Origin of the sequence: Pseudonocardia parietis (genome assembly GCF_017876315.1) — a bacterium.
Classification (GTDB): domain Bacteria; phylum Actinomycetota; class Actinomycetes; order Mycobacteriales; family Pseudonocardiaceae; genus Pseudonocardia; species Pseudonocardia parietis.
On the sequence record NZ_JAGINU010000001.1, the window covers coordinates 3,912,095 to 3,936,873 of the forward strand.

General features: G+C 74.4%; 26 protein-coding genes. 10 read left to right on the forward strand and 16 right to left on the reverse strand.

Features of this window, described 5'->3' with window-relative positions; translation table 11 throughout:
* Positions 1-54 precede the first annotated feature (54 nt).
* The gene (locus JOF36_RS18550; RefSeq protein ID WP_210028265.1) at positions 55-1,074 is read left to right on the forward strand and encodes an AraC family transcriptional regulator; all 1,020 of its coding nucleotides are present in this window, start codon (positions 55-57) and stop codon (positions 1,072-1,074) included.
* A gap of 57 nt (positions 1,075-1,131) precedes the next feature.
* Here the strand turns inward: JOF36_RS18550 and JOF36_RS18555 are convergent, their stop codons facing one another.
* Entirely contained in the window at positions 1,132-1,809 is a 678-nt protein-coding gene (locus tag JOF36_RS18555) for a TetR/AcrR family transcriptional regulator (protein WP_210028266.1), read from the reverse strand.
* Positions 1,810-1,912: 103 nt separating this feature from the next.
* Between JOF36_RS18555 and JOF36_RS18560 the strand changes: the two genes are divergently transcribed.
* On the forward strand, positions 1,913-3,367 hold the full coding sequence (locus JOF36_RS18560; RefSeq protein ID WP_307862455.1) for an MFS transporter: 1,455 nt from the start codon (positions 1,913-1,915) through the stop codon (positions 3,365-3,367).
* An 81-nt stretch (positions 3,368-3,448) separates the two neighbouring features.
* Here the strand turns inward: JOF36_RS18560 and JOF36_RS18565 are convergent, their stop codons facing one another.
* The 7 genes from JOF36_RS18565 to JOF36_RS18595 form a co-directional block, all read right to left on the reverse strand.
* The gene (locus JOF36_RS18565; protein WP_210028268.1) at positions 3,449-4,462 is read right to left on the reverse strand and encodes a Rieske (2Fe-2S) protein; all 1,014 of its coding nucleotides are present in this window, start codon (positions 4,460-4,462) and stop codon (positions 3,449-3,451) included.
* A 13-nt stretch (positions 4,463-4,475) separates the two neighbouring features.
* On the reverse strand, positions 4,476-6,071 hold the full coding sequence (locus JOF36_RS18570) for an FAD-dependent oxidoreductase (RefSeq protein ID WP_372447389.1): 1,596 nt from the start codon (positions 6,069-6,071) through the stop codon (positions 4,476-4,478).
* Positions 6,068-6,826 carry a class I SAM-dependent methyltransferase gene (locus JOF36_RS18575; RefSeq protein WP_210028269.1) on the reverse strand — a complete coding sequence of 253 codons (759 nt, stop codon included), beginning with the start codon at positions 6,824-6,826 and terminating at the stop codon, positions 6,068-6,070. The genes JOF36_RS18570 and JOF36_RS18575 overlap by 4 nt, the downstream gene beginning before the upstream one ends.
* A 65-nt stretch (positions 6,827-6,891) precedes the next feature.
* Complete coding sequence (locus tag JOF36_RS18580) at positions 6,892-8,025, reverse strand: polyprenyl synthetase family protein (protein ID WP_210028270.1); 1,134 nt, start codon at positions 8,023-8,025, stop codon at positions 6,892-6,894.
* Positions 8,026-8,239: 214 nt separating this feature from the next.
* Positions 8,240-9,082 (reverse strand): class II aldolase/adducin family protein, encoded by an 843-nt coding sequence (locus JOF36_RS18585; protein WP_372447390.1) that lies wholly within the window; start codon positions 9,080-9,082, stop codon positions 8,240-8,242.
* Between the two features lie 51 nt (positions 9,083-9,133).
* A complete protein-coding gene (locus JOF36_RS18590) occupies positions 9,134-9,532 on the reverse strand; it encodes a hypothetical protein (RefSeq protein ID WP_210028271.1) in 399 nt (132 codons plus the stop codon).
* An 85-nt stretch (positions 9,533-9,617) separates the two neighbouring features.
* Positions 9,618-10,004 (reverse strand): SRPBCC family protein, encoded by a 387-nt coding sequence (locus tag JOF36_RS18595; protein WP_210028272.1) that lies wholly within the window; start codon positions 10,002-10,004, stop codon positions 9,618-9,620.
* Between the two features lie 81 nt (positions 10,005-10,085).
* Between JOF36_RS18595 and JOF36_RS18600 the strand changes: the two genes are divergently transcribed.
* Entirely contained in the window at positions 10,086-11,183 is a 1,098-nt protein-coding gene (locus JOF36_RS18600) for a baeRF2 domain-containing protein (RefSeq protein WP_245352161.1), read from the forward strand.
* Here JOF36_RS18600 and JOF36_RS18605 read toward each other — a convergent pair.
* Together JOF36_RS18605 and JOF36_RS18610 are read right to left on the reverse strand one after the other, a co-directional pair.
* Complete coding sequence (locus tag JOF36_RS18605; protein ID WP_210028276.1) at positions 11,131-11,583, reverse strand: DoxX family protein; 453 nt, start codon at positions 11,581-11,583, stop codon at positions 11,131-11,133. The genes JOF36_RS18600 and JOF36_RS18605 overlap by 53 nt on opposite strands.
* Positions 11,584-11,840: 257 nt before the next feature.
* A complete protein-coding gene (locus tag JOF36_RS18610) occupies positions 11,841-12,317 on the reverse strand; it encodes a nucleoside deaminase (protein WP_210028278.1) in 477 nt (158 codons plus the stop codon).
* 175 nt (positions 12,318-12,492) lie between these two features.
* On the opposite strand from JOF36_RS18610, the gene JOF36_RS18615 reads away from it, so the two are divergent.
* The 3 genes from JOF36_RS18615 (at position 12,493) to JOF36_RS18625 (ending at position 14,767) form a co-directional block, all read left to right on the forward strand.
* Entirely contained in the window at positions 12,493-12,957 is a 465-nt protein-coding gene (locus tag JOF36_RS18615) for a MarR family winged helix-turn-helix transcriptional regulator (protein WP_210028279.1), read from the forward strand.
* 92 nt (positions 12,958-13,049) lie between these two features.
* A complete protein-coding gene (locus tag JOF36_RS18620; RefSeq protein WP_210028281.1) occupies positions 13,050-13,490 on the forward strand; it encodes a MarR family winged helix-turn-helix transcriptional regulator in 441 nt (146 codons plus the stop codon).
* Positions 13,487-14,767: an MFS transporter gene (locus JOF36_RS18625; protein WP_210028282.1), complete on the forward strand. Its 1,281-nt coding sequence runs from the start codon at positions 13,487-13,489 to the stop codon at positions 14,765-14,767. The genes JOF36_RS18620 and JOF36_RS18625 overlap by 4 nt, the downstream gene beginning before the upstream one ends.
* Here the strand turns inward: JOF36_RS18625 and JOF36_RS18630 are convergent.
* Both JOF36_RS18630 and JOF36_RS18635 read right to left on the reverse strand, forming a co-directional pair.
* Complete coding sequence (locus JOF36_RS18630) at positions 14,708-15,634, reverse strand: LysR family transcriptional regulator (protein ID WP_210028283.1); 927 nt, start codon at positions 15,632-15,634, stop codon at positions 14,708-14,710. The two genes, JOF36_RS18625 and JOF36_RS18630, sit on opposite strands and share 60 nt — an antisense overlap.
* Positions 15,635-15,686: 52 nt before the next feature.
* A complete protein-coding gene (locus JOF36_RS18635) occupies positions 15,687-16,193 on the reverse strand; it encodes a mycothiol transferase (protein WP_210028284.1) in 507 nt (168 codons plus the stop codon).
* Positions 16,194-16,245: 52 nt separating this feature from the next.
* Between JOF36_RS18635 and JOF36_RS18640 the strand changes: the two genes are divergently transcribed.
* From JOF36_RS18640 to JOF36_RS18650, 3 genes are all read left to right on the forward strand, one after another.
* Positions 16,246-18,540, forward strand: a complete 2,295-nt coding sequence (locus JOF36_RS18640) for a molybdopterin-dependent oxidoreductase (RefSeq protein ID WP_307862456.1) — start codon at positions 16,246-16,248, stop codon at positions 18,538-18,540.
* 1,080 nt (positions 18,541-19,620) lie between these two features.
* Positions 19,621-20,250, forward strand: a complete 630-nt coding sequence (locus tag JOF36_RS18645; RefSeq protein ID WP_210028285.1) for a TetR/AcrR family transcriptional regulator — start codon at positions 19,621-19,623, stop codon at positions 20,248-20,250.
* Positions 20,247-21,365, forward strand: coding sequence for an acyltransferase family protein (locus tag JOF36_RS18650; RefSeq protein ID WP_210028286.1), 1,119 nt, complete (start codon positions 20,247-20,249; stop codon positions 21,363-21,365). The genes JOF36_RS18645 and JOF36_RS18650 overlap by 4 nt, the downstream gene beginning before the upstream one ends.
* 57 nt (positions 21,366-21,422) lie before the next feature.
* On the opposite strand, the gene JOF36_RS18655 is transcribed toward JOF36_RS18650, so the two are convergent.
* Positions 21,423-21,893: a DUF4188 domain-containing protein gene (locus tag JOF36_RS18655; RefSeq protein ID WP_210028287.1), complete on the reverse strand. Its 471-nt coding sequence runs from the start codon at positions 21,891-21,893 to the stop codon at positions 21,423-21,425.
* Positions 21,894-21,948: 55 nt separating this feature from the next.
* Complete coding sequence (locus tag JOF36_RS18660; RefSeq protein WP_210028288.1) at positions 21,949-23,127, reverse strand: CaiB/BaiF CoA transferase family protein; 1,179 nt, start codon at positions 23,125-23,127, stop codon at positions 21,949-21,951.
* Between the two features lie 101 nt (positions 23,128-23,228).
* Here JOF36_RS18660 and JOF36_RS18665 point away from each other — a divergent pair, with 101 nt between their 5' ends.
* Positions 23,229-23,489, forward strand: coding sequence for a hypothetical protein (locus tag JOF36_RS18665; RefSeq protein WP_210028289.1), 261 nt, complete (start codon positions 23,229-23,231; stop codon positions 23,487-23,489).
* Between the two features lie 74 nt (positions 23,490-23,563).
* Here JOF36_RS18665 and JOF36_RS18670 read toward each other — a convergent pair whose 3' ends face one another.
* Positions 23,564-24,262, reverse strand: a complete 699-nt coding sequence (locus JOF36_RS18670; RefSeq protein ID WP_210028291.1) for a hypothetical protein — start codon at positions 24,260-24,262, stop codon at positions 23,564-23,566.
* Positions 24,263-24,320: 58 nt separating this feature from the next.
* The gene (locus tag JOF36_RS18675; protein ID WP_210028293.1) at positions 24,321-24,686 is read right to left on the reverse strand and encodes a YchJ family protein; all 366 of its coding nucleotides are present in this window, start codon (positions 24,684-24,686) and stop codon (positions 24,321-24,323) included.
* Between the last annotated feature and the right edge of the window lie 93 nt (positions 24,687-24,779).

Here is a 24,779-nt window from a genome sequence, read left to right on the forward strand (position 1 = left end):
AAACCTACCGGGAGTAACTTGACCTGACGCGACAACTACTTAACCTCACACGACATGGGGACGGATTCGCTCACCCGGGCGAGGGCGCTGCGGGGACTGCCCGGGCTGGTCGGTGAGCTCGGAGGAGACGGCGCGGCGATGCTCGCCCGCTTCCACATCTCGGCCTCCGCCGTGGACGGTGCGGATCCGGACGCGCTGGTGCCGACCCGCTCGGTGGCCCGGGTGCTGGAGACCGCGGCCGCCGAGCTGGGCTGCGCCGATCTCGGGCTGCGGCTCGCCGAGCGGCAGGGCCCGGAGGTCCTGGGACCGCTCGCCGTCGCGGTGCAGAACTCGGCGACCCTGAGCGACGCGCTGGACTGCGCGTCGCGATACCTCTACGTGCACAGCCCGGCCCTGACGGTGGCGGCGGTGGCCGATCCCGAGGGTGTCCCCGGTGTCACGGGCGTGGAGTACGGCAGCACCGAGCCGCTGCCGCCGCACGTCGCGGACCTCGGGACCGGGGTGCTGCACCGGATCGTCGGACTGCTCGCGGGCGGCCCGTACGGGCTGCGGTCGGTGCACCTGCCGCACCCGGCGCTGGCGCCCGAGCAGCGCTACCGGGACTTCTTCGGCGCCGAGGTGCGCTTCGACCGGCCCGCCGCGCTGCTGCGGGTGCCTGCCGATCTGCTGCGCCGTCCGCTGGGGGGCGACCTGACCGTGCGGGCGATTGCGATCGAGTACCTGGAGACCCACTTCGACCGGCCCGGCCGCCGGGTAACCGACCGGGTCCGCACGGCCGTGGACCGCTCGCTGGGCACCGGCCCGGTGCGGGTCGGCTCGGTGGCCCGGCTGCTGCGGGTGCACCCGCGCACCCTGCAGCGCTACCTCGCGGCCGAGGACACGACGTTCGAGCGGGTGGTCGACGACGCCCGCCGCGACGTCGCCGAGCGCCTCATCACCCGGACCGACCTGCCGTTCAGCCAGGTCGCGGCGATGGTGGGGCTCGCCGAGCAGTCCGCACTGACCCGGGCCGTGCGGCGCTGGTTCGGGGTCCCGCCGCGCGCGCTGCGCACGGCCGGCGCGCGCGGCCGGTGATCACCCGTTGAGGAGTGCGGCGTGCGGCAGCCGGACGTCGCGCTCCTCAACGGGTGATCACGCGCCGCGGCCGCTCGATGCCGCGACCGTGCCGCGGGTGACCGGCGAGGTGGCGATGCCGACGAGGGCGTCGATCAGCGCGTCGGCCGCCTCGTTCCAGTGCCGGCGCGACGCGGTCGCGCTCGTCGTGGGCAGGGTGGTCTCGCACTCGGCGAGGAAGTGCACGATGAGTACCCGGCAGATCTCGTTGCGCCGGGCGCGCACGTCGGGCGGCAGCGCGGGCAGGCAGGCGTTGAGCCCGTCGAGGGCGGTGGTCAGCGCCCGGGAGTGCAGCGACTCGGCGACCATCACCTCGCGCAGCACGGGATCGGTCATCACCTGCGCGCCGAACCGCGAGTACCAGGTCGCTCCGCCGAGCTCCACCATGTGGTCGACCAGCGGCCGGACGAGGCACGCGACCCAGTCGCGCAGTCCGGCCCCGCCGTCCAGCCGGGCGGTCATCTCGGCCCGTCGCCGGTCGACCTCGACCGCCCGCCGCCGGACGAGCGTCCGGACCAGGTCCATCTTCGAGCCGAAGTGGTAGCCCACCGCGGCCGTGTTCCCCTGATCGGCCGCGTCCGCGATCGCCCTGTTGGAGACCGCGTGCACGCCGTGCTCGGCGAAGAGGCGCTCGGCGGCGTCCAGGATGCGCTCGCGGGTCCTGGCGTTGCGGTCGGTCCGGGTGTGTGCGGACATGGTCTCTCCCTGGTGCCGGGCGCCTCGCGGAGCGGACATCGACCGGACCATTTCAGCACGCCACTTGATTTCAAATCAAGCGAGTGATTTAAGGTATCGAGACGTGACCCGCTCCGGACCCACTCCCGCCCACCCGCCGTCCCCGTCGACGACCGTCGCGGTCCTGGCGCTGGCCGGGATCGTCGTGTCGCTCCAGCAGACGATCGTCATCCCGCTGCTTCCCCAGTTCCCCCGGCTCATCGGGGCGACGCAGGCCGACGCCGCCTGGATCGTGACGGCGACGCTGCTGGCCGGCGCCGTCGCGACGCCGGTCGTGGGGCGGCTCGCCGACATGGTCGGCAAGCGCCGCATGCTGCTGCTGTGCCTGGTCGTGCTGGTCACCGGCTCGGTCATCGGGGCGTTGAGCCAGTCGCTGGTCCCCCTGGTGGTCGGGCGTGCCCTGCAGGGCCTGGCCGCAGGTGTCGTCCCGCTGGGGATCAGCCTGATGCGGGATCTCCTGCCCGCCGAGCGGCTGGGTTCGGCCACCGCGCTGATGAGCGCCTCGCTCGGCGTCGGCGGCGCGCTCGGCCTCCCGATCGCGGCGTTCGTCGCGCAGGCCTGGGACTGGCACATGCTCTTCTGGGGGGCGGGCGCGCTCGGGGCGCTCACGGTGGTGCTCGTCGTGACCGTGGTGCCGGAGTCGCCGCACCGCACCGGCGGACGTTTCGACCTCGTCGGTGCCGTCGCCCTCTCGATCGTGCTCGTCTGCCTGTTCCTGGCGATCTCCAAGGGCGGGGCGTGGGGCTGGTCGTCGCCGACGGTGCTGGGCCTGTTCGGTACGACCGCCGTCGCTCTCGCCGGATGGACGTGGTGGGAGCTGCGGACCCGCGAGCCGCTGGTCGACCTGCGGGTCAGCCGTCGGCGGCAGGTCGCGCTGACCAACGCCGCATCGGCCGTCTTCGGCTTCTCGATGTTCGCGATGTCGCTGGTTTTCCCGCAGCTGCTGCAGCTGCCGGTCGAGAGCGGTTACGGTCTCGGCCGGTCGATCCTGGTCGCCGGCCTGGTGCTGACCCCGGCCGGGCTGTGCATGATGGCGATGTCGCCCGTGTCGGCGCGGATCAGCGCCGCGTCCGGTCCGCGTACGACGCTGATGGTGGGTGCCGTGGTCGTCGCGGCCGGGTACGTCCTCGGGGCGGTGTTCCACAGCGAGATCTGGCACCTGGTGCTGTCCTCGGTGGTGATCAGCTCCGGGATCGGGCTCGCCTACGGTGCGATGCCGTCGCTGGTGATGGCAGCGGTCCCGCGGTCGCAGACGGCCGCGGCCAACGGCCTCAACAACCTCATGCGTGCGGTCGGGACGAGTGCCGCCAGCGCCGTGGCCGGCGTGCTCCTGGCGCAGCTCACGACCACCGTCGCCGGCACGGAGATGCCCTCGGAGGCCGCGTTCGTGGTCGTGATGATCCTCGGCGCGGCCGCCGCCCTGGTGGCGATGGTGATCACCGCGTTCATCCCGCGCCGTCCCCCCGAAGACGCGACCACCGACCCCGTAACCGCAACACCGGCCACGGTGACCGGCTGACAGGGCCTGCTTCACACCTGTTCGCTGCTCCGCACACCCGCTGCAACCGGTGTGCGGTGCAGCGAAAGGGTGTGAAGCCGCTCAAAGCGCCCGCGTACGCATCTCGTAGCGGCGTTGTGCGTAGTCCATGTCGTCGCGCCAGAGCTTCGTCGCGGCCATCGCCATCGCCGGGCGGATCGCGGGGGCCAGGCGGGAGGCGACGGCGAACCCGGGCCGCTCCGACCCGGCGACGACGGCCTCGATCACCGAGGTCCGTGGCCGTCCGTCGCGCCCGGGGCCGCGCGGGGTCGCGTGCGTCTCGACGACGCTGCCGACGCCCTCGCCCTCCACGATCCGCATCACGACCGTGCGCGGCTCCGGGCACACGAACTCGGCCCGCACCGGGACACCGATCCGCGGGCCGACCTTGAACGTGACCGTGACCAGGAACCGGTCCCCGGCCTCGGTGACGTCGGTGACGGCCGGCGCCGACTCGACGTCGAGCCGCTGGAACGAGTACGGGTGGAACCACGCGCCGTGCCACGGGTCGAGCCGGTTCGCGACGATGTCCTCGGGTTCGCAGACGCCGGTGAGCGTGGTGACCGCGTCCAGGGTCGGCCCGCCCGGCCGGGCCGGTACGACGGGCTCCTCGGCGGGCTCCTCGCCGCCGACGTCGTCGAGCCGGGCCCAGACCAGCACGCCGTCGTCGTACGCGGGGTGTAGCGCCCAGCCGGGCCCGGACGTGCTGCCCAGGCGCAGGCCGTGCCAGCGGCACACCAGCTCACCGCGGTCGACGGCGGCGAGCGCCATCGGCGCCCCGAGGTGCGGGCAGGCACCCGGCCCGACCCGCACCCGGCCCGAGGCGTCCCGCCAGGCGACGAGCTCGATCCCGCCGACCCGGGTGCCGAACGGCCGGTCCGCCCGGACCTGCCTGCTCGACGCGAGCACGAACCAGTTCCCCGACGGCCGCGCCTGGGCCCGTTCCAGCGCCGCGGAGATCAGCTTCGGGTCGGCGGCGGCGTAGGTGGGTTGCTGGCGGGCCCAGTCGGAGGCGGGCAGCGGCTGCAGCGGCCAGGTCGCCGGCCACCGACCGGTGAGGCGGGGCAACAGGGTCATGTCGGGGTACTCCTCAACGCGGTCGCATCGCGTACCCGGCGGCTCGCGTCAGCGGGCCGAGCCGGCCACCGGTGGGGACGGTTTCGAGCGGGTGCCCGGCGAGCCCCCACCCGGCCAGCAACCGGTTCGCGGCCTGCCAGCCGGTACTCGCCGCGCGTTCCATCAGCGCTACGGGCAGGTCGATCCGGATGCCGTCGCCGGCCAGCACCAGGCCGTCCACCGGGGTGGCGACCGTCGGGCGGCGGGCGAAGCCGCCGACGCCGAACATCGGGCAGTCGGCGCGCCACTGGACGAGCTCGCCGACGATCCGCGCCCCGGCGGTCTCCGGGTAGACCTCGTGCAGCCGGGCCAGGCAGCGGGTGCGCAGCTCGGCGGTCCAGGCGTCCTCGTCGGCGTCGGGCGGCACCGCCGCGGAGTAGGCGTGCAGCTCCACCACCGACCCGCCGTGCCGGGCGGCCCACCCGGCCGCGTCGTGCTCGTAGCGGTCCAGCACGGAGATGTTGTCCAGCGGGTAGAGACCACCGGTGCCGAGGAACGGCGGCCGGTCCTCGCGCACCGGGCGGTCCAGCCAGAGCCGCTGGACCAGGAACGGGGGTGCGCTGCGGAGTGCGGCGACGTCGTCGCGCCAGCGGCCCAGCGCGTCCGGCCCGGCGACGGCGGAGTCGGCCGTACCCAGCTCGGGTGAGGCGGCGACGATCTCCCGCAGTCCCCGGACGTCCGGGGCGAGCACCACGGCCTCCGCAGTGGAACCGCCGGCCGAATGATCCACGTGGAACACTCCACTGTGGTCTTTCGTGACCGACGACGCCGCGACGCCGGTCCGGAACGTGACGCCGCGGGTGGTCAGGTAGTGCCGCAACGGTTCCCACAGCGCGATGTCGAACCCGTCGTCCGGGACGTCGAACATCAGTCCCTCGGCGGAGCCGAGGAAGTAGATGTGGAACATCGTCGCCAGCTCGGCGGCCGACATCGTCGACGGCGGGGCGAAGAAGCTGCGGGAGAACACCTCGAACGCGAGGTGCCGCGCCGCGGGCGGGAAGTTGATCGACTCGACGAAGCTCGCGGCGTCGACATGGTCGAGCGCCTCGTAGATCCCGGGCACCGACACGTTCGCCAGCGGTGCGGCCGCCCGCGGGTCGAGCCGGATCAGGTCCGCCGGCCGGAAGGTGGGGCTGCGCAGCGCGAACAGCACGGCGTTCCACGGCGGGGTGCGGGGGAGCCCGCGGAAGCTGTCGAGCCGGCCCTCGGCGTCGAGGAGCGGGTAGTCCTCCAGGGGCACGAGACGGTCGAGTCCCGGGTCGCCGCGCCGGAGCAGGTTGCGCAGGTTGTAGTACTGCCGGAAGAACGCGTGGAAGCCGCGGCTCATCGACACCGGGGTGCCGTCGGGCAGCTGCTCCGACCAGCCACCGACCCGGCCGCCGAGGTGGGGCTCGCGCTCCAGCACCTCGACGACGACGCCGCGCTCGGCCAGCCCGGTCGCCGCGGCCAACCCGGCGATCCCGCCGCCGACCACGACCGCCCGCGGCCGCCGCCCGAGCAGGCCCGCGTCGCCGAGACCGCCTGCGGGCGGGTGGTGCACCCGCCGCGGGTCGACCGGGTGCGCACTCACGGCCGCGACCCCAGCACGGTGTGCACGACGCCGTTCTGCCAGCCGGTCATCGTCTCGGACTGGACGGCGTCGAAACCGGCGGCACGCAGCCGCCCGCGCAGCCGGCTGATGCCGTCGAAGGTGTTGACGCTGCGCCACAGGTGCCGGTAGAGCGCGGTCTCCCCGGTGGTGGCCCGGCCCAGCGGGACGATCACGCCCCAGCACACCGCGTGCCACACAGCGCGGGCCCGCGGCGAGTCGGCGACCGAGTACTCGTGCAGCGCGAGGGTCCCGCCGGGGCGCAGCAGCTCGTGGAAGCGGCGCAGCTGGGCGTCCGGGTCGTCGAGGTTGCGCAGCAGGTAGGCGGCGAGGATCCCGTCGAACGGGCCCTCGACGCCGGCCTCGGCCATCGACTCCGCCGTGGTGTGCACGAACCGCACCGAGCCCGGCCACGGCTTGGTCCGGGCCCGCTCCAGCATCCCGGCCGAGGCGTCGATCGCGACGATCTCGGCCCGCGGCGCGACGCCGAGCAGCGCGGCGGTCGAGGCCCCGGTGCCGCAGCCGGCGTCGAGCAGGCGCAGGCCCGCGCCGTCGCGGGGCAGCCGCATCCGGGCGGCCGAGGCGCGCAGGTGGTCGTGGTAGCCGGGGTTCATCCCGACCAGGCGGTCGTAGTCGCGCGCGCCGTCGTCGAAGTGGGTGGGGACCTCGTCGCGGGGCAGGCCGGCGCGGCCGACGGTTCCGGTTCGTGGGGCGCGGGACGCGGAGCTGTCGACCATGATCCGGAGCGTAGAACCGGACGGTCCGGACACCGTGCGGGGGGCCCGGCCGGGCGCGGTGTGTCTCACGTGATCCGGTCCGCGCACCGGACGGCCATCGCCCGCAGCACGCCCGCCACGTCGTCGGCGAGCCGGCCGTCGGCGACCGCGCCGTCGACCAGCCGCAGCGCACCGTGCACCCGGGTGGTGATCAGCTCGTCGAGCCGGCGGCGGGCGCCGGTGAAGTCGATCAGCGCCCGTGCGGCGGGGACGTCGACCGGACCGTCGACGGCGTCGGAGCCGTACAGCAGCGCGTCGAGCTCGCGCCGCGTCGCGGGGCCTGCGAGCTCCCTGGCGAGCACGACCAGGCTGGTCGCCTTGCGTTCGGCCAGGTCGTCGCCGGTGGGCTTGCCGGTGGCGTCGGTCCCGAAGACACCGAGGACGTCGTCGCGCATCTGGAACGCCTCGCCGACCATCGTGCCGTAGTCGCCGAGCAGGTCCAGAAGATCGTCGTCGGCACCGGCCATCGCGGCGCCCAGCTCCAGCGGCCGGCGCACGGTGTAGTTGCCGGACTTGCGGCGCAGCACGTCCATCACCTCGTCGAGCGGGGGCACCCGACGCGCGTCGTTGAGCAGGTCGGCGAACTGCCCGACCGCCAGCTCGGAGCGCATCGCGTCGTAGCGCGGCCAGCCGCGCTCGAGCACCGTGCGCCCCAGGCCGCTCTCCCGCATGGCCTGCTCGGCCCAGACCAGGCAGAGGTCACCGAGCAGCACCGCGCCGGACTCGCCGAACCGGTCCGGGCAGCCGGACAGGCGCTGCCCGCGGTGCCACTGCGCGAGCTGGACGTGCACCGTCGGGCGGCCGCGGCGCAGCAGCGAGCCGTCCATGACGTCGTCCTGCAGCAGGGCGAAGGCGTGCAGCAGCTCCAGCCCGGCGACGGCGTTCAGCGCGGCGGGGGAGTCCGGGGCGGCCGAGCGCCAGCCCAGGTAGCCGAACATCGACCGCAGGTACTTGCCGCGGGCGACGAAGTCGGTGAGCACACCGGACACGAAGCCCGACCCGTGCATCGAGTGCACGTGCTCGGCGCAGCGCAGGCGCACGGTCTCCTCGACCTGCGCGCGGACCCGGTGGCGGACGTCGTCGGCCCAGCTGCGGGCCGGTGGTGCCGGATCGGAGCGACCGCGCTCGCGCTGCTCGGCCTGACCCGTCTCGACGAACATCTCGCCGCCTCCCACCGGAACCGGGGGCCCGGGCGGGCCCTGTCGGACACTCCGGACGACGGGACATCGTCCGGACCCGGGCGGCCGGCATCGACGTGACGGCCGGCTGCGCGCCGGTCCGGCCGAGACTATGGGCGGTCGCGGGTTCCCGCCCGCCGAATCGGACATCCGTCACGCTCGTGCACCCGCCGGGGGACCGGCGCCGGCCTCGAGCTCAGTCGAACAGGTCCGGGTCGGTCCGCACGATCTCGTCCCACAACGGCTGGAAGGAGAACCAGCCCGCGTACGGCGACCCGGTCTGCTCCCGGGTGAACACGGCGTTCTCGTGGTCGATCTGGGTCGGTGTCCCGGCCGCCTCCGCGAGCAGCGCGGCCTGGCAGTTCCGCTCGGTCGTCACGAACCACCACGCGGCCTCGGCGACGGTGCGGCCGACGGTGAAGATCCCGTGGTTGCGGTGGAAGCACATGCTGTGCCCGCCGAGCCCGGCGGCGAGCGCCCGCCCGGCCTCGGCGTCGACGACGACCGCCCCGGCGCCGTCGGTGACCACGGTGTGGTTGCCGTAGAGCGCGCAGGCGTCCTGGGTGATCGGGTCGAGCGGGCGGCCCAGCGCCGACCAGGCCTTGCCGTACACGGAGTGCGCGTGGCAGGCGGCGACGACGTCCGGGCGGGCCTCGTGCACCGCCGAGTGGATCACGAACCCGGCCCGGTTGACCGGCTTGTCCCCGTGCCGGACGACGCCGGTGTGGTCGACCAGGATCAGGTCGGAGACCCGGATGTGCCGGAACGACATGCCGAACGGGTTCACCCAGAACATGTCGGGGTCCTCGGGGTCGCGGACCGTGATGTGCCCGGCGACGCCCTCGCCGAACCCGAACCGGCCGAAGATCCGGAAGGCGCCCGCGAGCTGCTGCTTGCGGTGCAGGCGTTCCTCGGCGCTGGTGGCGAACGTCGGCGGCTGCGGCAGCGCGAGGCCCTCCTGGGTGGGCTCGAAGGAACCCATCTCGACGGAACCCGTCGGGTCCCCGGGCGCGGCGCTGCGGACGGTGGGAGTGGCCATCCTCCGACCCTGGGCCGCCGGTCGCCGCCGGTCAAGAGATCGGGCAGGCCCTCATCGAGCGTGGAGGAAGGACCACGCGGCCACCCAGACCGACCCCACGGTGAGCGCCATCGCGCCGGGCACGTGCACCACCAGCCCGGCGATGTCACCGAACGAGGCCTGCACGAAGGTGAACGCGAACACGGCGCCGGCGACGACCGTCGGCCACCACGGGCCGCCGCGGACACCACCCAGCCAGCCGGCCGCCAGCGCCGTCAGGCCGGTCACGACGTGCAGCACGATCGCCCCGGTGCCGTGTGGCCCGACATCGCCCCCGGTGAACAGCCCCGCGGCGGTGACGAACTGCCACCCGAGCACGACGACCGTGGCGACCGCCAGCGAGCGCAGCGCCAGCACGGGCACGGTGGACGTCGAGGTCGGGGCGGCGACGTGCCGGTTCGGTGCGGACATGGTGCTCCCGGGGCAGGGCGGGCAGGTGATCACCGAGTCTGCCCGAGAACGGGTGCAACCGCACGAACCGGACGGGCGAGCGGGTTCAGGGCGTCCCCAGCTGGTCCCCGATCAGCTGCAGCGAGTCCCGCAGCCCCTGCTGCACGTCGACGCCCTCGGCCTGCTCGGTGTGCAGCCGCACGACGACCTCCGAACCCGGCCCGGCCTCGCGGACCGACAGCTCGCCGCGGTAGTCGTGCGGGCCGGGAGCGCCCCAGGTCATCCGCCGGTTGTCGCTGTCGACGTGCAGCCAGGCCTCGCCGTGCACGGTTCCGCCGCCGACGTCCGCGCTGACCTCGACCCGGTCGGCGGCGACCAGGCGGGCGTCGCGCAGCGCCGCGAAGTGCTCCGGAAGGTTCTGCACGTCCGACAGGTGTGTGAACGCCGCGTCGGGGCCGATGGTGAGCAGTACCCGGTCCTCGTAGTCACCCATGGCAACCGGGTACCCGCGGCTGCGGGGATGCACGCCGCGCGGACGGGTTTGCCCGTCGGCGTGGCGGGAAGTTCCGTGGTGATGCGTACCGACTGGATCCGATCCCTGGCCGAGAGCGACGGGCCGTTCGCGACCGTCGTCATGGACGCCACCCACGACACCGCGGACGCGACCGAGCAGTACCGGCTCCGGTGGCGCGACCTGCGCGAGCGGCTCGCCGACGCCGGTGCCGACGACGCGACCCTCGGCGTGCTCGACGACGCCGTCACCGGTGCGACCGTGCCGGACGGCACCGCGGGCCGGGTGCTCGTCGCGAACGCCGAACGCGTGCTGGTCGACCGGCACACCGAGGTCCCGCCCGAGCGGGGCACCGCGAGCTGGGGCGGCGTACCGGACCTGCTGCCGATCCTGCGCGCGGCCGGCGAACAGGTACCGACCGTCGTCGTCGCGATCGACAACGCCGGTGGCCGGGTCCGCGGGGTCGACGGCGCCCTCGAGACGGTCGACTCGGACTCGTCCGGTCCCGTGCACAAGGCCGCCACGGCCGGGCCCGGTGAGGGCGGCGCCGACGCGCGGGTCGAGGAGACCTGGAAGCGCAACGCCCAGGCCGTCGCCGAGCGGGTGGACAAGCTGGTGCGCGGCGGGAACGCCGCCCTGCTCGTGGTGGCCGGCGACGCCCCGGCCCGGGCGCGGCTGCGCGACGAGCTCACGCCGGCGGCCGCCGAGATCATGGCGGAGATCGAGAACACCGGCGGGACCGTGCCCGAGCAGGTCGACGACACCGTCCGCGCCGCCGCCGACGAGGTGCGCGAGCAGCGGCGGAGCACGGCCGTCACCAGCTTCGCGACCGCATCCGGCCGGTCGGACGGGCTCGCGGTCACCGGGGTGCCGGACGTCGCCGCCGCGGCCCGCGCGCACGCCGTCGAGACGCTGCTGATCGACCCGGCCGCCGTGCCGGGCACCGAGCTGGTGGTGGGGGCGGACCCGACCGCGGTCGCCGAGAAGGCCGATGACCTGGTCGCCGGTGGGCCGACCACCGCCGCACCGGCGCCGGACGCGCTGATCCGCGCGGTCGCCGCGTCCGACGGTGCCGTCGTGCTCACCGAGCCGGGCGACGACGTCACGCTCACCGACGGTGTCGGGGCGGTCCTGCGCTTCCCGGTCGGCCCGGCGACGTGACCACAGCGCCCCGGCGCAGCGCCGGCCGGGACGCGCACGCCCACAGCGCCCACAGGACCAGCACCGGCTGGAACAGCAGCCGGGTCGCTCGCGCACCGTCGGAGTCCAGGCCGAAGGCGTCGGTCCCGGTCAGGTACTGCGACACGTTCCCCGGGAAGACCACGACGAACAGGGCCGCGACCACGATGCCGACCCTCGCCCGGTGCCGGGCCGGCGCGAACAGGAGCGCGCCGCCGAGTGCGATCTCCACCAGCCCGGACACCAGCACGATCGCCTCCCGCGCCGGCAGGACGGGCGGGACCTGGGCCAGGAACTCGGACGGCACGACCAGATGAGCGATGCCGGCCACCACCAGGAAGGCGCCGAGCAGCAGGCGGGCGACGGTACGGAGCCAGGACATCGGGCGGGTCTCCTCCGGTTCCGACGAGCCGGTGGCGCCCGGCGGCCGGCCGGACCACCCGCGGCGACCGCACTGCGCGGGTCGGGTGAATCGTGGGCGTGTCGGGTTGCGGCGACCGGCGAACGGGCACTCCGTCGACGTCACCGACCACAGTACGGGCCGGGTGCTGGGGAGCCTTCCGGTCCGTCGGCCACCGGTCCGGGGCGCGACCGCGACGGGGGCGGCCGCGCCCCGGGCCTCCGTCAGCGCTCTCGTCGTCAGCGCTCTCGGTGGTACCGCTCGTGCAGCGCGCGCACCCGCGGGGCGAGATCCGGGTCGGGGCCCTCGACCCGCACGCCGGGCGCGACATCCGACACCGGCAGCGGCCGCACCGGTCCCGGCGCCATCCCCATCTCCTGCCGCCAGGTGCTGAGCTGCGCGGTCGAGCAGGCGTAGACGATCCGTCCCAGACCCACCCACGCGTGCGCGGCGGCGCACATCGGGCAGTGCTCGCCGGAGGTGTACACGGTCGCCCCGGCCCGCTCGGCGGGGGTCAGCAGGTCGGTCGAGAGCCGGGCCAGCTCGAACTCCGGGTGCCGGGTCGGGTCCCCGCCGGCGACCCGGTTGCGGTCCTCGGCGCGCACCGTGCCGGAGGCGTCCACCAGGACCGACCCGAACGGTTCGTCACCGGCCTCGAGCGCCTGTTCGGCCAGCTCGACGCAGCGCTCGAGGTGCGCCCGGTCGCGCTCGTCCATCGCCGTCCCCTTCCGACCCGTCCGATCCTAGGTGTTCTGCCCCGCAATCACCTGGATCCGCCGCTTCCCGCACCGACGTTCCCGGACGAGGCACCGGCGACGGAGGGTCGCCGGAGTGATCCGCAGCGGCGGCCCGTGCCCTGTGCGGTGGCCGCCGACGGCCTACCCTGTCCGGATGGACCGTCCGGCATCCGTTGCGCCGCTGGCGCTCGACGAGCAGCTCTGTTTCGCGCTGCACTCGGCCTCCCGGGCGATGACCGGGTGCTACCGCCCCGTGCTCGACGCGATCGGGCTCACCTACAGCCAGTACGCGGTGCTGCTGGTGCTGTGGGCGGAGGATTCGGTGCCGCAGCGGGAGCTCGGTGAGCGGATGTTCCTCGACAGCGGGACGCTCTCGCCGTTGCTGACCCGGCTGGAGAAGCGGGGCCTGATCACCCGGGCCCGCCGCCCGGACGACGAGCGCACGGTCCAGGTGTCGCTGACCGAGGAGGGCACGGCGCTGCGGGAACGGGCTGCCGTCGCCCAGGACGAGGTCATCCGGGCGACCGGGATGGAGGTCGCGGACCTCTTCCGGCTGCGCGACGACCTGCAGCGGCTCGCGTCGCGGCTGCGCGACCACCCGGGCGCTTCGGCCGGCTGACGCGGCCGGTAGCCCCCGCAGCTCCGCACCTCCGGCCGGGCGCCCGGCCGCGCGCAGGTATATGCTTGCCGATAGGCAACATAAGGAGCGCGATGAGCGGCCTCGACCCGGACGAGCTCGCCCGGCTGCGCGTGGTCCTGGCCCGGATCACGCGCGGGCTCGACCGGTACTCCCGCGGATCCGACCTCACCCGCACCCAGGTCTCGGTGCTCGGCACCGTGGTGGTGCGCGGGCCGATCGGGATGGGGGAGCTCGCGACGATCGAGGGGCTGAACCCCACGATGCTGTCCCGGCTCGCCGGGAAGCTCGAGGTCACCGGACTGCTCGTGCGCGACGCGGACCCGGCCGACGGGCGCGCCGTGCGGGTCGCGGCCACCGAGGCGGGCGCGGCCGAGCACCGGCGCCAGCGCGAGGAGCGGGCCCGATTGCTCGCCGAGCACGTCGACGGGCTGGCCGAGGCCGAGGTCGACGGGCTGCGCGGCGCGCTGCCCGCGCTGGAGACGCTCGCGGCGTCGCTGCGGGACGTCCGGTGAACGCCCGGGCCGCCCTCCGATCGTTCTCCGAGCGCACCTTCGCCGCCCTGTCCGGGCGGAACTACCGGCTGTGGTTCGGCGGGCAGTCGATCTCGCTGATCGGCACCTGGATGCAGTCGATCGCCCAGTCCTGGCTGGTCTACGAGCTGACCGGGTCCGCGGCGGTGCTCGGCACGGTCGTCGCGATCCAGACGCTGCCCACCCTGCTGCTCGGCCCGTACGCCGGCGTGTGGGTCGACCGCCTCGACCGGCGACGACTGATGATCGGTCTGCAGGTCCTGATGGGGTTGCAGGCGCTCGCGCTCGCCGTCCTGACGCTGACCGGCACGGTCGCGCTGTGGCACGTCTACGCACTCGCGGCCGTCCTCGGGCTGAACAAGGCCTTCGAGAACCCGGCCCGGCAGACGTTCGTGCAGGACCTGGTCGGGCGCGACGACCTGCGCAACGCCGTGAGCCTCAACTCGGTGCTGGTCAACGCGGCCCGCGCGGTCGGCCCCGCGATCGCCGGGCTGGTGATCGTGGCCGGCGGGACGGGCGTGTGCTTCGCGGTCAACGCGGCGAGCTTCGTCGCCGTCGTGATCTCGCTGCTGCGACTGGACGTCTCCGCGCTCACCCCGACCGCGCCCGCGCCACGCGGCCCCGGGCAGCTGCGGGAGGGCCTGGCCTACGTGCGGGGCAACCCCGAGCTGCTCGTCCCGCTGGTGATGATGGCGCTGATCGGCTGCCTGGCCTACGAGTTCCCCGTGGTGCTGCCGGTCGTGGCGTCGGAGACCTTCGGCGGGGACGCGGCCACCTACGGCTACCTCACCGGTGCGATGGGGGCGGGCGCGGTCGTCGGCGGGCTGGTGGTCGCCGGGCGGGGGCGGACCGGGCTGCCCTCGCTGGTACGGACGGCGCTGCTGTTCGGCCTGGTACTGGGGCTGGCGGCGATCGCACCGACGCTGGGGATCGCGCTGGTCGCCATGGCGCTGGTCGGCATGGCGAGCGTGGCGTTCATGGCAGGCGGGAACAGCACCCTGCAGCTCGCCGCCGCCCCGCACATGCGGGGGCGGGTGATGGCGCTGTGGTCGGTCGCGTTCCTCGGCTCGACCCCGATCGGCGGCCCGATCGCGGGCTGGGTGAGCGAGCACTACGGCGGCCGCGGCGGTCTCGCGATGGGTGCGGCGGCCTGCCTGGTCGCGGCGGCGATCGGCCGGGTCGCCGCTCGCCGCGGGCCGTCAGCGGATGCGGCCGCCGGTGGCGATGCGCAGCAGGTCCCGAGCCGTCCCCTGCGGTGAGCTGCCCTCCTTCCAGACGGCGCGGAACTCCCGGCCGAGATCGGCGCCGTGCACCGGGACCTCGGCGAGGTTGCCGGCCGCGAGATCACCGGTGACCGCGCGGCGCGGGAGGACGGCGGGGCCCTCGCCGGCGCGGACGGCGGCGCGGACCGCGGTGTCGGCGGCGACCTCACGCAGCGGTGCCGGGGCGCGCACGTCGGGCGCCGCCGCCGTGAGCGCCGCCTCCACCGAGGCCCGGGTGCCGGCACCGGGACGGCGGGTCACCAGCGGGGTGGCGACGAGCTCGGCGGCGTCCACCCCGGAGCCGCCGGCCCACGGGTGATCCGGCGCGACGACCAGGACGAGGGTGTCGGTGTCGACCGTCGTCGCGTGCAGCCCCTCCAGGGGCTCCACGGTCTCGACGATGCCGAGCGTGGCGTCGCCCGCCCGGACCGCGGCGGCCGGGTCGTCGGTGTCGAGCAGCACGATCTGCCCGCCGGGGCCGTCGCGCAGCTCCACCAGCCAGGCCGGCAGCAGCCCCTCGGCGGCCGTCGGCCCGGCTGCCAGGACGATCGGCTGTTCGCCGGGGCGGGCCGGGCGCAGCGCCGCGACCACGGCGTCCAGATCGGCGGCGGCGTCGAGCACCGGGCCGGCCCACTCGACCAGCAGCACCCCGCGGGAGGTGAGCCGCCCGGCCCGCCTGCCGCGCCGCTCGCGTTCCACGACGGGGGCGCCGACCTGCTGCTCGACCGTCCGGAGCCGGGCGGTCGCGGCCTGCACCGACAGGCCGACCTCGTGCGCGGCCGTGCCGACGTTGCCGGTGCGCGCGATCGCGACGAGCAGGGACAACGCGGTCAGGTCGGGGACACGTGCGGGTGGCGGAGGCATCCGCGCCAGCCTATGCGCCACGCCGCGGCCCTCCGGGGCCCTGCCTCTTGGATCACACCCCGAACAGTCCCCGCAGGTAGGCGGCCTGCCCGGCGTGCTGCAGGTCGTCGCCGAGCACGCTGACCAGTCGCTCGCCGAGGCTGACACCCTCGCCGTGGGTCGGCGGGAGGATCCGGGACAGGTCCTCGTCGCGCAGCTCGCGCAGGTGGCCGACGGTGCGGGCGTGTACGGCCTCGCCGTACCCGACGAGCAGCTCCGGCGTCGTGCGGACCACGGCGACCTGCGCGGTGGAGTGGCCGAAGCCGGTGTCGGACGGGTCGAGGTTCAGCCCGAAGCGCTCGCACCAGCCGTCGTCGGTCCAGACCTGGCCGGTGCCGAACGCCTCGGCGACGTGGTCGTCCTGCACCCGCAGCAGGTGCCAGACCAGCCAGCCGATGGGGTTGGCGGAGCCGTCCGGGCGGCGCGCGAGATCGGCCGTGCCGAGGCCGTCGAGCACGTCGTGCACCAGCTCGTCGACGCGCCCGAAGTGGTCGGTGAGCAGTTCTGCCGAGGTCGTCATGCCCCGCAGTTTCCCGCACGACCCCTTCCGTATGCGGCTACCGTGGACATCGGTGACCGAGATCGAGAAGACACACAGCGCGCACTGGGGTGTGTTCCGTGCCCGGTACGACGGGACGCGGCTTCGGGTCCGCCCGCACCCGGGCGATCCCGATCCGTCGCCGGTGCTGGACAACGTGCCGGCCGCCGTCGCGCACCCGGCGCGGGTCGCCGCGCCCGCGGTGCGCCGCGGCTGGTGGGAGCGCGGGCCCGGCCGCGACCCCGAGCGCGGTCGCGACGGCTACCTGACCGTCTCCTGGGACGCGGTGCTGGACCGGCTCGCCGAGGAGACCCGGCGGGTGCGCTCGACCTACGGCGACCAGGCCGTCTACGGCGGCTCCTACGGCTGGGCCTCGGCCGGCCGGTTCCACCACGCCCAAGGGCAGCTGCACCGGTTCCTTGCCGTCACCGGCGGCTACACGCGCTCGGTCAACAGCTACTCCGGCGGCGCGGCCGAGGTGCTCCTGCCGCAGATCCTCGGCGGGTTCGACGCCGTCACCCGCTACGCCGTCAGCTGGGACCAGGTGGCCGCGCACACCGACACCGTGCTGGCCTTCGGCGGGATGGCGCTGAAGAACTCCGCGATCGCCGCGGGCGGGGTCAGCCGGCACCTCGAGCGCGGCGCCATGCGCGCCGCCCGCGACCGCGGCGCGGTGTTCGTGCTGGTGAGCCCGCTGCGTCCGGACCTGCCGGAGGACGTCGACGCCACCTGGCTGCCGATCCGCCCCGGGACCGACGTCGCGCTGATGCTCGCGCTGATGCACACCGTCGTCGCCGAGGGCCGCCACGACACCGACTTCCTCGCGTCGCACTGCGACGGCTGGGACCAGCTGCGCGAGTACCTGTTCGCCGCCCCGGTCAAGGACGCGGGCTGGGCGGCCGAGATCACCGGGATCGAGGCGCCGGCGATCCGGGAGCTGGCCTGGCGGATCGCCTACGGCCGCACCCTGGTCACCGTCGCGCAGTCGCTGCAGCGCGCCGAGCACGGCGAGCAACCGGTGTGGGGCGGGGCCGCGCTCGCCGCCGTCCTCGGCCAGATCGGGCTGCCCGGAGCGGGCTTCAACTACGGCCTCGGCTCGCTCGGACACTACGGCCGGGCCCGCAACGCGGTGCCGGCCCCCGCGTTCTCCCGGGTGGCGAACCCGGTGAACTCGTTCATCCCGGTGGCCCGGGTCGCGGACATGCTGCTGCACCCGGGGAAGCCCTACGTCTACGACGGCGCCGAGCACACCTACCCGCACGTCCGGCTCGCCTGGTGGGCCGGTGGCAACCCGTTCCACCACCACCAGGACCTGCGGCGGCTGCGGCGGGCGGTCGCCGAGCTCGACACCTTCGTCGTCCACGATCCGGTGTGGACGGCCACCGCGCGGCACGCCGACGTCGTGCTGCCCTCCACGACGACCCTCGAACGCGACGACATCGGTGCCACGAACTCCGATCCGCTGCTCGTCGCGATGAAGCAGCTCGTACCGCCCTACGGCGAGGCGCGCAACGACTACGACGTGCTGTCCGACCTGGCGCACCGCCTGGGCCACGGCGCGGAGTTCGGCGAGGGCCGCACCGCGCGCGAGTGGCTGGTGCACATGTACGACCGCACCCGCAAGGCGCTCGCCGACCGCGGCCTGGACGCGCCGGACTTCGAGGAGTTCTGGGAGCGCGGGGAGCTGGAGCTCCCGCAGCGCCCGGACGACGGCGGCGTCCTCGCCCGGTTCCGCGCCGACCCGCAGGCGCACCCGCTGCCGACCCCGTCCGGGAAGGTGCAGGTCGCCTCGGCCGCGATCGCCGGGCACGGTCTCGCCGACCATCCCGGCCACCCGGCCTGGCTGGAGCCGGCCGAGGCCCCCGACGAGCGGCACCCGTTCTGGCTGGTGTCCAACCAGCCGGCCACCCGGCTACACTCGCAGCTGGACTTCGGCGCGCACTCGGCCGGGTCGAAGCGGTCCGGGCGCGAGGTCGTGCGGATCCACCCGGCCGATGCCGCCGGGCTCGGGATCGACGACGGCGACGTCGTCCGGATCCACAACGATCGGGGCGCCTGCCTGGCCGCCGCCCGGCTGAGCGAGGACATCCGGCCCGGCGTCGTGCAGCTGCCCACCGGGGCGTGGTGGGACCCGCGCCCCGACCCCGAGCGCCCCGAGCTCGGCGACGACGCGCTCTGCGTGCACGGCAACCCGAACGCCGTCACCCGTGACCGCGGGTCCTCGTCGCTGGCGCAGGGCTGCACGGGCCAGCTGTGCGCCGTCGCCGTCTCCCCGTTCCCGCACGAGCCGCCCGAGGTCACCGCGCACACCGCGCCCCCGACGAGCTGACCGCGCGCCGACGCCGGCGCCGGCCCGGGCGACGACGTCGCGGTGGGCCCCGGCCTCAGATGGGTCGATGCCATGCATGTCAGGTGATCACTCCCGTCGGCTGTCGTGGCGGTCTGCGGGCGTCTGCTCCCCTGACGCCGAGCCATCAGGCGCGAGGTAGGAGTGGCCGGTCGGTGTCGTGGTGCGCACGCCATCGGCCGTGCGTTCCACGACCCATCCGGGTTGTTCGCGGACGTGGTTGTGGAACTCGCAGGTGGCGCGGCCGTTGTCGAGTTCGGTGGGTCCGTGGTCGGTTGCGCGGTCGATGTGGTCGAGGTGTCGGGCGGGTGCGTCGCAGTAGGGCTCGGTGCATCGATGTCGGGCGCGGGCCTTGAGGAGTTCGGCCAGGAGTCCGTCGACGAATGGTTTTCGAGCGGAATCATTCGGGCGACCGGTCCCGCCGCGACCGCGGCACCGCCAGGGGTACAGGAGCGCGCTCGCCGCGAGATCGAACTACTCGCACGTGCCCCTCGAGCGTGAGGGCCGGCCCCGGGCACGGCCGGCTGCTCACCAGGGGCACGCCAGCGCGCTCGCCGCGAGATCGAACTGCCCGCATGTGCCCCTCGGACGTGAGGTGCGGCCTCGGGCACGGCCGGCTGCTCACCAGGGGTACAGGAGCGCGCTCGCCGCGAGATCGAACTACCCGCACGTGCCCCTCGAGCGTGAGGGCCGGCCCCGGGCACGGCCGGCTGCTCACCAGGGGCACGCCAGCGCGCTCGCCGCGAGATCGAACTGCCCGCATGTGCCCCTCGGACGTGAGGTGCGGCCTCGGGCACGGCCGGCTGCTCACCAGGGGTACAGGAGCGCGCTCGCCGCGAGATCGAACTACCCGCACGTGCCCCTCGAGCGTGAGGGCCGGCCCCGGGCACGGCCGGCTGCTCACCAGGGGCACGCCAGCGCGCTCGCCGCGAGATCGAACTACCCGCACGTGCCCCTCGAACGTGAGGGCCGGCCCAGGGCACGGCCCGGCTGCTCCACCAGGGGCCGCGTGCGGGCGATCGAGATTGCGGCGGTTCTGCCTGTGTGGCTAAGATTCTGGCCGTGCGGTCAGATTCCGGGGCGAGCGGTCAGAAGTCCTTCATCGAACAGGCGCGACGGCGGCAGATCATCGAGGCCGCCGTCGCGACCCTGGCGGTGGAGGGTTTCGGCAACGCGTCCCTGGCGGCGATCGCACGCACCGCGGGGATCTCGAAGGGGGTCATCTCCTATCACTTCTCCGGCAAGGAGGAGCTGATGGAGGAGTGCGTGACCGCGATCTACACCGGCATCGCCGAGCGCGTGGTGCCGCAGCTCGGGGGCCTGGACCCGTTGGAGACGGTGCGCGCGCACGTGCTCGCCGTCGCCCGCGACGGGCTGGCGCACCGCGACGAGCTGATCGCGGTGGGGGAGATCGTCACGCACCTGCGGCGCAAGGACGGCCGGCTGCGCTACGGCCAGGCCGACAACGAGGAGCTGTACCGCGGCCTGGAGTGGATGTACTCCGCGGCCGCCGAGGCCGGCGAGGTCCGCCGCTTCGACCACCGTGTGATGGCGGTGACTGCGCAGTCCGCAGTGGACGCGATGTTCGCGTACTGGATCGCCCACCCGGCAACCGACCTGCTCGCCTACGCCGAGCAGCTCGCCGACCTGCTGGTCGCGGCGATCCGGCGACCTGAGGGGGAGGGGTCATGACGACGATCGGGGAGCGGGCCGGACCGGCCGGGGCCGAGGGGGCGGCGCCGGGCCGCACGGCCTGGCCGGACGCGGTACGGGTGGGACTGACGGCGCTGGTGATCGCCCACCACTGCGCGATCACGTACTCGCACATCCCGGCGTGGACGTACTACGAGCCGCCGACGGACGGCACCGCCACGCTGCTCGACGCGTTCGTCGCGACGAACCAGGCCTGGTTCATGGGTGCGTTCTTCCTGATCTCCGGCTGGTTCGTTCCGGGGTCGGTGGACCGGCACGGGGTGGCGGGCTTCGTCCGCGGGCGGCTGCTGAGGCTCGGCCTCCCGTTCCTGGCGTTCCTGCTGGTGCTCAAGCCGGTGTTCTACCTGCCGCTGTTCGCCGGTCAGGACGGCGCGTGGCTGCAGGCCTTCCTGGCTCCCGATCCCGGTCCACTGTGGTTCGTGCTCCTGCTGCTGGTGTTCTCGCTGGTGTATGCGCTGGTGCGCGGTGTGCGCGAGGCGCGGCCGGTCGGGACCGGGCCGGTGCCCGGGGTGCTCGCGGTGGCCGGGGCCGGGCTCGCGCTCGGCGCGGCGACCTGGGCGTGGTGGATCGTCGTCCCGAACGGGACGTTCTGGGCGGTCCTGCCGTCGGCGGGGTACCTGCCGCAGTACGCACTGTGCTTCGTCATCGGGATCGTCGGCGGGCGCCGGGGCTGGTTCGAGCGGCTGCGGCCGCGCACCGGGTGGGCCTGCGCCGCGCTCGCCGTGGTGACCGGTCTCGCCTGGCTGACGGTCGCTGTCCTCGGTGGTGGCGCCGCGGCGGGTGGCGGGACCGCGGTGTCGGCCGTGGCGGCGGTCCTCAACGGTCTGTTCACCGTGTTCGTGATCGTGGCGGTGCTGGTGGCCGCACGGCGGTGGCTGGACCGGTCCGGACCGGTCGCGCGGTTCCTGTCGACGAACGCCTTCGCGGTGTTCGTGCTGCACCCGCCGATCGTCGCGTGGCTCGGTGTCGCGCTGGCCGGGTTCGCCGCACCGGCCGCGGCGAAGGCACTGGTGCTGTTCGCGCTCGCGGCCCCGCTCTGCTGGGCCGCCGCCTGGTCGGTGCGCCGGATCGCCGTGGTGCGCCGGGTGGTGTGAGCCGGTCGCGGCGGCCCGTCCCGGGATCGAGGGGTTCCCGGGGTGGGTCGCCGGCGCTCACCGGGCGGCGAGCCGTCGCCGCCCGCCCTCGGTGGCCGCGTCGATCGGGCGCGCGCCCAGGGCCGTCGCGAGGCCGGCGGGCGGCATGTCGCCGTAGATGCTCTCGAACTCGGCCACGACGAAGGTCTCGTGCCAGATCCCGACCGCACCCGGCACCCGCCGGGCCCGCCGGTTGAACGCGGCCCAGGCCGGGCGGTGCAGCCGGCCGGTGTCGGCCGCGTAGGCGTAGAGCGACGCGCGGTCGCGCCAGTACTGGATCACCACCGGGCCGTCGCCGCCGAACGTCAGGCGGTATCCGAGCAGGCCGGAGTCCGGGTCCTTCGAGAGCTCGCCGAGCATCCGCGGCATCGCGACGAACGCCGGCAGCCAGGCGTCGACCCGCCACGGCCGGTTGAACCGCATGCCGATCAGGAAGACGACGATCTCGTCGTCGGTGGGCTCGTTCGTCGTGCGGGTGTACCGGGCCATCGCGCGTCCTTCCCGTTGAGCGGATACTCAGACTATCCGAAAACGGGGAGTCGCGCTATCCGTTGAGCCAGGTGCGGACCTCGTCGGAGTCCGCGCCGACCGCAGGGGGCGAGCGGCGGTAGGACGGCGGCGTCGCCGAGTACGCGACGGGGTTACGGACCGTCGGGACGGCGGCCGCGTCCGGAGCCCGGACCACCGGCTCCAGGCCCAGCTCCTCGGCGAGCGCGACGCCGCCGGCGACCGAGTTGATCGGCCCGCACGGCACGCCGACCTCGGTGATCGCGGTGTACCACTCCTGCGCGGTGCGGGTCGCCAGCCGCGCCCGCAGCCGCTGCTCGATCTCCGCGCGGTGCCCGATCCGGTCGGACATGGTGGCGAAACGCGGGTCCTCGGCCATCGCCGGGTCGCCGAGCACGGTCGCGAGCCGGCGGAACTGGGAGTCGTTGGCGGCGATGACGATCAGCTCGCCGTCCTTGGTCGGCATCGGCTGGTAGGGGAAGACGCTCGGGTGCTCGTTGCCCATCCGGTGCGGTACCGCGCCCGCGGCGACGTAGGCCTCGGTCTGGTTGACCAGCGTGGACATCGCGACCGACAGCAGGTTGGTCTCCAGCAGCTGGCCCCGGCCGGTCTGCTCGCGGTGGCGCAGTGCCGCGGAGATCGCCAGCGCCGCGTGCAGCCCGGTGAGCACGTCGAACACTGCCACGCCCGCCCGGTACGGCGGCCCGTCGGCCTCGCCGGTCAGGCTCATCAGCCCGGAGACGGCCTGGACGAGCAGGTCGTAGCCGGCCAGGTGCGCGCCGCCGCGGCTGCCGAACCCGGAGACCGAGCAGTAGACGACCGACGGGTTCTCCCGTGCCACCGACTCGTGGTCGAGCCCGAAGCGCGCCATGCCGCCCGGTCGCATGTTCTCCACCAGCACGTCCGCGCGCTGGGCCAGCAGGCGTGCGACCTCGAGATCGTCCGGGTTCTTGAGGTCCAGCACGACCGACCGCTTGTTCCGGTTGATCGACAGGTAGTAGGTCGCGATGTCGCCGTGTTCCGGATCGGTGAGCACCGGGGGCTTCCAGGTGCGGGTGTCGTCGCCGTCCGGGCCCTCCACCTTGATCACGGTCGCGCCGAGGTCGGCCAGCATCATGGTCGCGTAGGGGCCGGCCAGGACCCGGGAGAAGTCGGCGACGAGCACGCCGTCGAGCGGTCCTCCGGTGGGCGCGTCGCCGAGGGGTGAGTGGTCCACGTTCCGGCACGTTAGCCGTACCCATAGTCATGGCAGGATCTCGCCGGGCCGTGTCACTTCTGCCGATTCCGATCGACTCGTGCCTCGACCAGGATCGGGGTATGAGCAGCGAGAACAGCATCGTCCAGGTCCTCGTCCGGCTCGGCCGTGCACTGCGCGACGCCGGCCGCGCCCAGGAGGAGCTCTGGGCCCGGCTCGAGCGGATCGACCCGGACCCGTGGGAGGAACTGCACTGGGAGCCGACCGCGAGCGGCTGGCGGCTCTACGGCAGCCTCCTGCCGGATCCGGCCGGGCCGCTCGCCCAGCCGGCCCCGGGGCAGCCCCGGGACCTCGGTGAACGAGGGGTGATCGCGGAGTCGTAGCGGATCGGTGCCAGATCTGGCACCGATCCGCTACGAACCGCTGATCACCCTGCGGCGGATCGACGTCGGAAGGCTCAACCGGCGGCGGCCTCCCGGCTGACGCGGCCCGCGAGCCGGGCGGCCGCCGCGCCGGCACCGACCGGCTCGGCCTGGGCGTTGACGACCGTCGCTTCGTCCCGGGCCGAGTGGTAGTGCTGCCCGCTCCAGCGCACCCCGCGAGGTGATCGCAGCTCGCGGACGTTGCCGGTGCCAGGGGAGTCGACCAGGCGCTTCATGGTGACGGCGCCGTCCACCGTGGGCATGTCGACCACGGCGACGGCGACGACGACCCGGGCTCCGCCCTCCCGTACCTCGAACAACGCGCGACCGACGGCGTCGCACGGCGTCGCGGTGAAGAACGCGCGCACCTGCCCGTAGGAGACCGTGGCGCAGTCGGTGGCCACGTCGCCGTCGAGTCGCTCCACGTCCCGCCCTTCGCGACGGAGCCGGCGGGCCAGAGCCTCCTGGGGCCGGTCGCGGGCGCGGACCGCGCGCGTGTCCGAGGAGCCCCGGCCGGGCCGGGAGGCCGACGACCCGGAGCTGCCGGTGCCCGACGAGACGGACGCCCCGCCGCCGGCCGCGCTGCCCCCGGCCGCACCACCGACCGCACCAGCGCCGCCGAGCCCACCACCGAGGGCCGCGATGGCGATGGCGATGGCCGCGCCGCCGAGTCCGATCCCACCCCGGCGCCTCCACTTGCCGTCTTTGTCACGTGGTTGATCCGGCTTGCCCATACCTGCCCCCTGATCATGGAACCCAGGGAGAGGTCGTGATCAGGAGACAGGGTGTTACCTAGTCGGGGTCGAGCACCCCGTCCACGTAGAACCAGCGGCCGTCCTCCCGGACGAAGCGGCTGCGCTCGTGCAGCACCCCGTCGATCCGGTGCGCGCGGAACTCGACGACGCCGTCGGTCTCGAACATCGTCCCGCCGGAGCGGTCGAGGATCTCCAGACCGGCCCACACCGAACCCGGCTCCAGCCGCAGCCGGCGCGGCCGGGTTGACGGGTGCCAGGACGCCAGCAGGTGCGCGGTGTCGCCCCGGACGAACGCGGTGTAGCGGCTGCGCATCAGCGCCTCCGCGGTCGGGGCCGGGCGCCCGGCCAGCACCGGTCCGCAGCAGGCGTCCTCGGGTCGGTCGGTGCCGCAGGGACAGTTCATGCGCACCAGTATGTGAGGTGCCCGACCGGGCCCGGCACGTCGGTTGACCACCCGCACAACCGTGTGGTCGTCTCGTTCGCTGCCACGACGTGA

Coding starts and splice junctions, on each gene's coding strand:
- JOF36_RS18665 (WP_210028289.1), top strand. CDS start 23,229: ATGAGCAGCGAGAACAGCATCGTCCAGGTCCTCGTCCGGCTCGGCCGT.
- JOF36_RS18655 (WP_210028287.1), bottom strand. CDS start 21,893: ATGGCCCGGTACACCCGCACGACGAACGAGCCCACCGACGACGAGATC.
- JOF36_RS18575 (WP_210028269.1), bottom strand. CDS start 6,826: ATGGTCGACAGCTCCGCGTCCCGCGCCCCACGAACCGGAACCGTCGGC.
- JOF36_RS18620 (WP_210028281.1), top strand. CDS start 13,050: ATGAGCGGCCTCGACCCGGACGAGCTCGCCCGGCTGCGCGTGGTCCTG.
- JOF36_RS18590 (WP_210028271.1), bottom strand. CDS start 9,532: ATGTCCGCACCGAACCGGCACGTCGCCGCCCCGACCTCGACGTCCACC.
- JOF36_RS18555 (WP_210028266.1), bottom strand. CDS start 1,809: ATGTCCGCACACACCCGGACCGACCGCAACGCCAGGACCCGCGAGCGC.
- JOF36_RS18615 (WP_210028279.1), top strand. CDS start 12,493: ATGGACCGTCCGGCATCCGTTGCGCCGCTGGCGCTCGACGAGCAGCTC.
- JOF36_RS18610 (WP_210028278.1), bottom strand. CDS start 12,317: ATGGACGAGCGCGACCGGGCGCACCTCGAGCGCTGCGTCGAGCTGGCC.
- JOF36_RS18585 (WP_372447390.1), bottom strand. CDS start 9,082: ATGGCCACTCCCACCGTCCGCAGCGCCGCGCCCGGGGACCCGACGGGT.
- JOF36_RS18675 (WP_210028293.1), bottom strand. CDS start 24,686: ATGAACTGTCCCTGCGGCACCGACCGACCCGAGGACGCCTGCTGCGGA.
- JOF36_RS18635 (WP_210028284.1), bottom strand. CDS start 16,193: ATGACGACCTCGGCAGAACTGCTCACCGACCACTTCGGGCGCGTCGAC.
- JOF36_RS18670 (WP_210028291.1), bottom strand. CDS start 24,262: ATGGGCAAGCCGGATCAACCACGTGACAAAGACGGCAAGTGGAGGCGC.
- JOF36_RS18550 (WP_210028265.1), top strand. CDS start 55: ATGGGGACGGATTCGCTCACCCGGGCGAGGGCGCTGCGGGGACTGCCC.
- JOF36_RS18650 (WP_210028286.1), top strand. CDS start 20,247: ATGACGACGATCGGGGAGCGGGCCGGACCGGCCGGGGCCGAGGGGGCG.
- JOF36_RS18565 (WP_210028268.1), bottom strand. CDS start 4,462: ATGACCCTGTTGCCCCGCCTCACCGGTCGGTGGCCGGCGACCTGGCCG.
- JOF36_RS18605 (WP_210028276.1), bottom strand. CDS start 11,583: ATGTCCTGGCTCCGTACCGTCGCCCGCCTGCTGCTCGGCGCCTTCCTG.
- JOF36_RS18600 (WP_245352161.1), top strand. CDS start 10,086: ATGCGTACCGACTGGATCCGATCCCTGGCCGAGAGCGACGGGCCGTTC.
- JOF36_RS18580 (WP_210028270.1), bottom strand. CDS start 8,025: ATGTTCGTCGAGACGGGTCAGGCCGAGCAGCGCGAGCGCGGTCGCTCC.
- JOF36_RS18630 (WP_210028283.1), bottom strand. CDS start 15,634: ATGCCTCCGCCACCCGCACGTGTCCCCGACCTGACCGCGTTGTCCCTG.
- JOF36_RS18595 (WP_210028272.1), bottom strand. CDS start 10,004: ATGGGTGACTACGAGGACCGGGTACTGCTCACCATCGGCCCCGACGCG.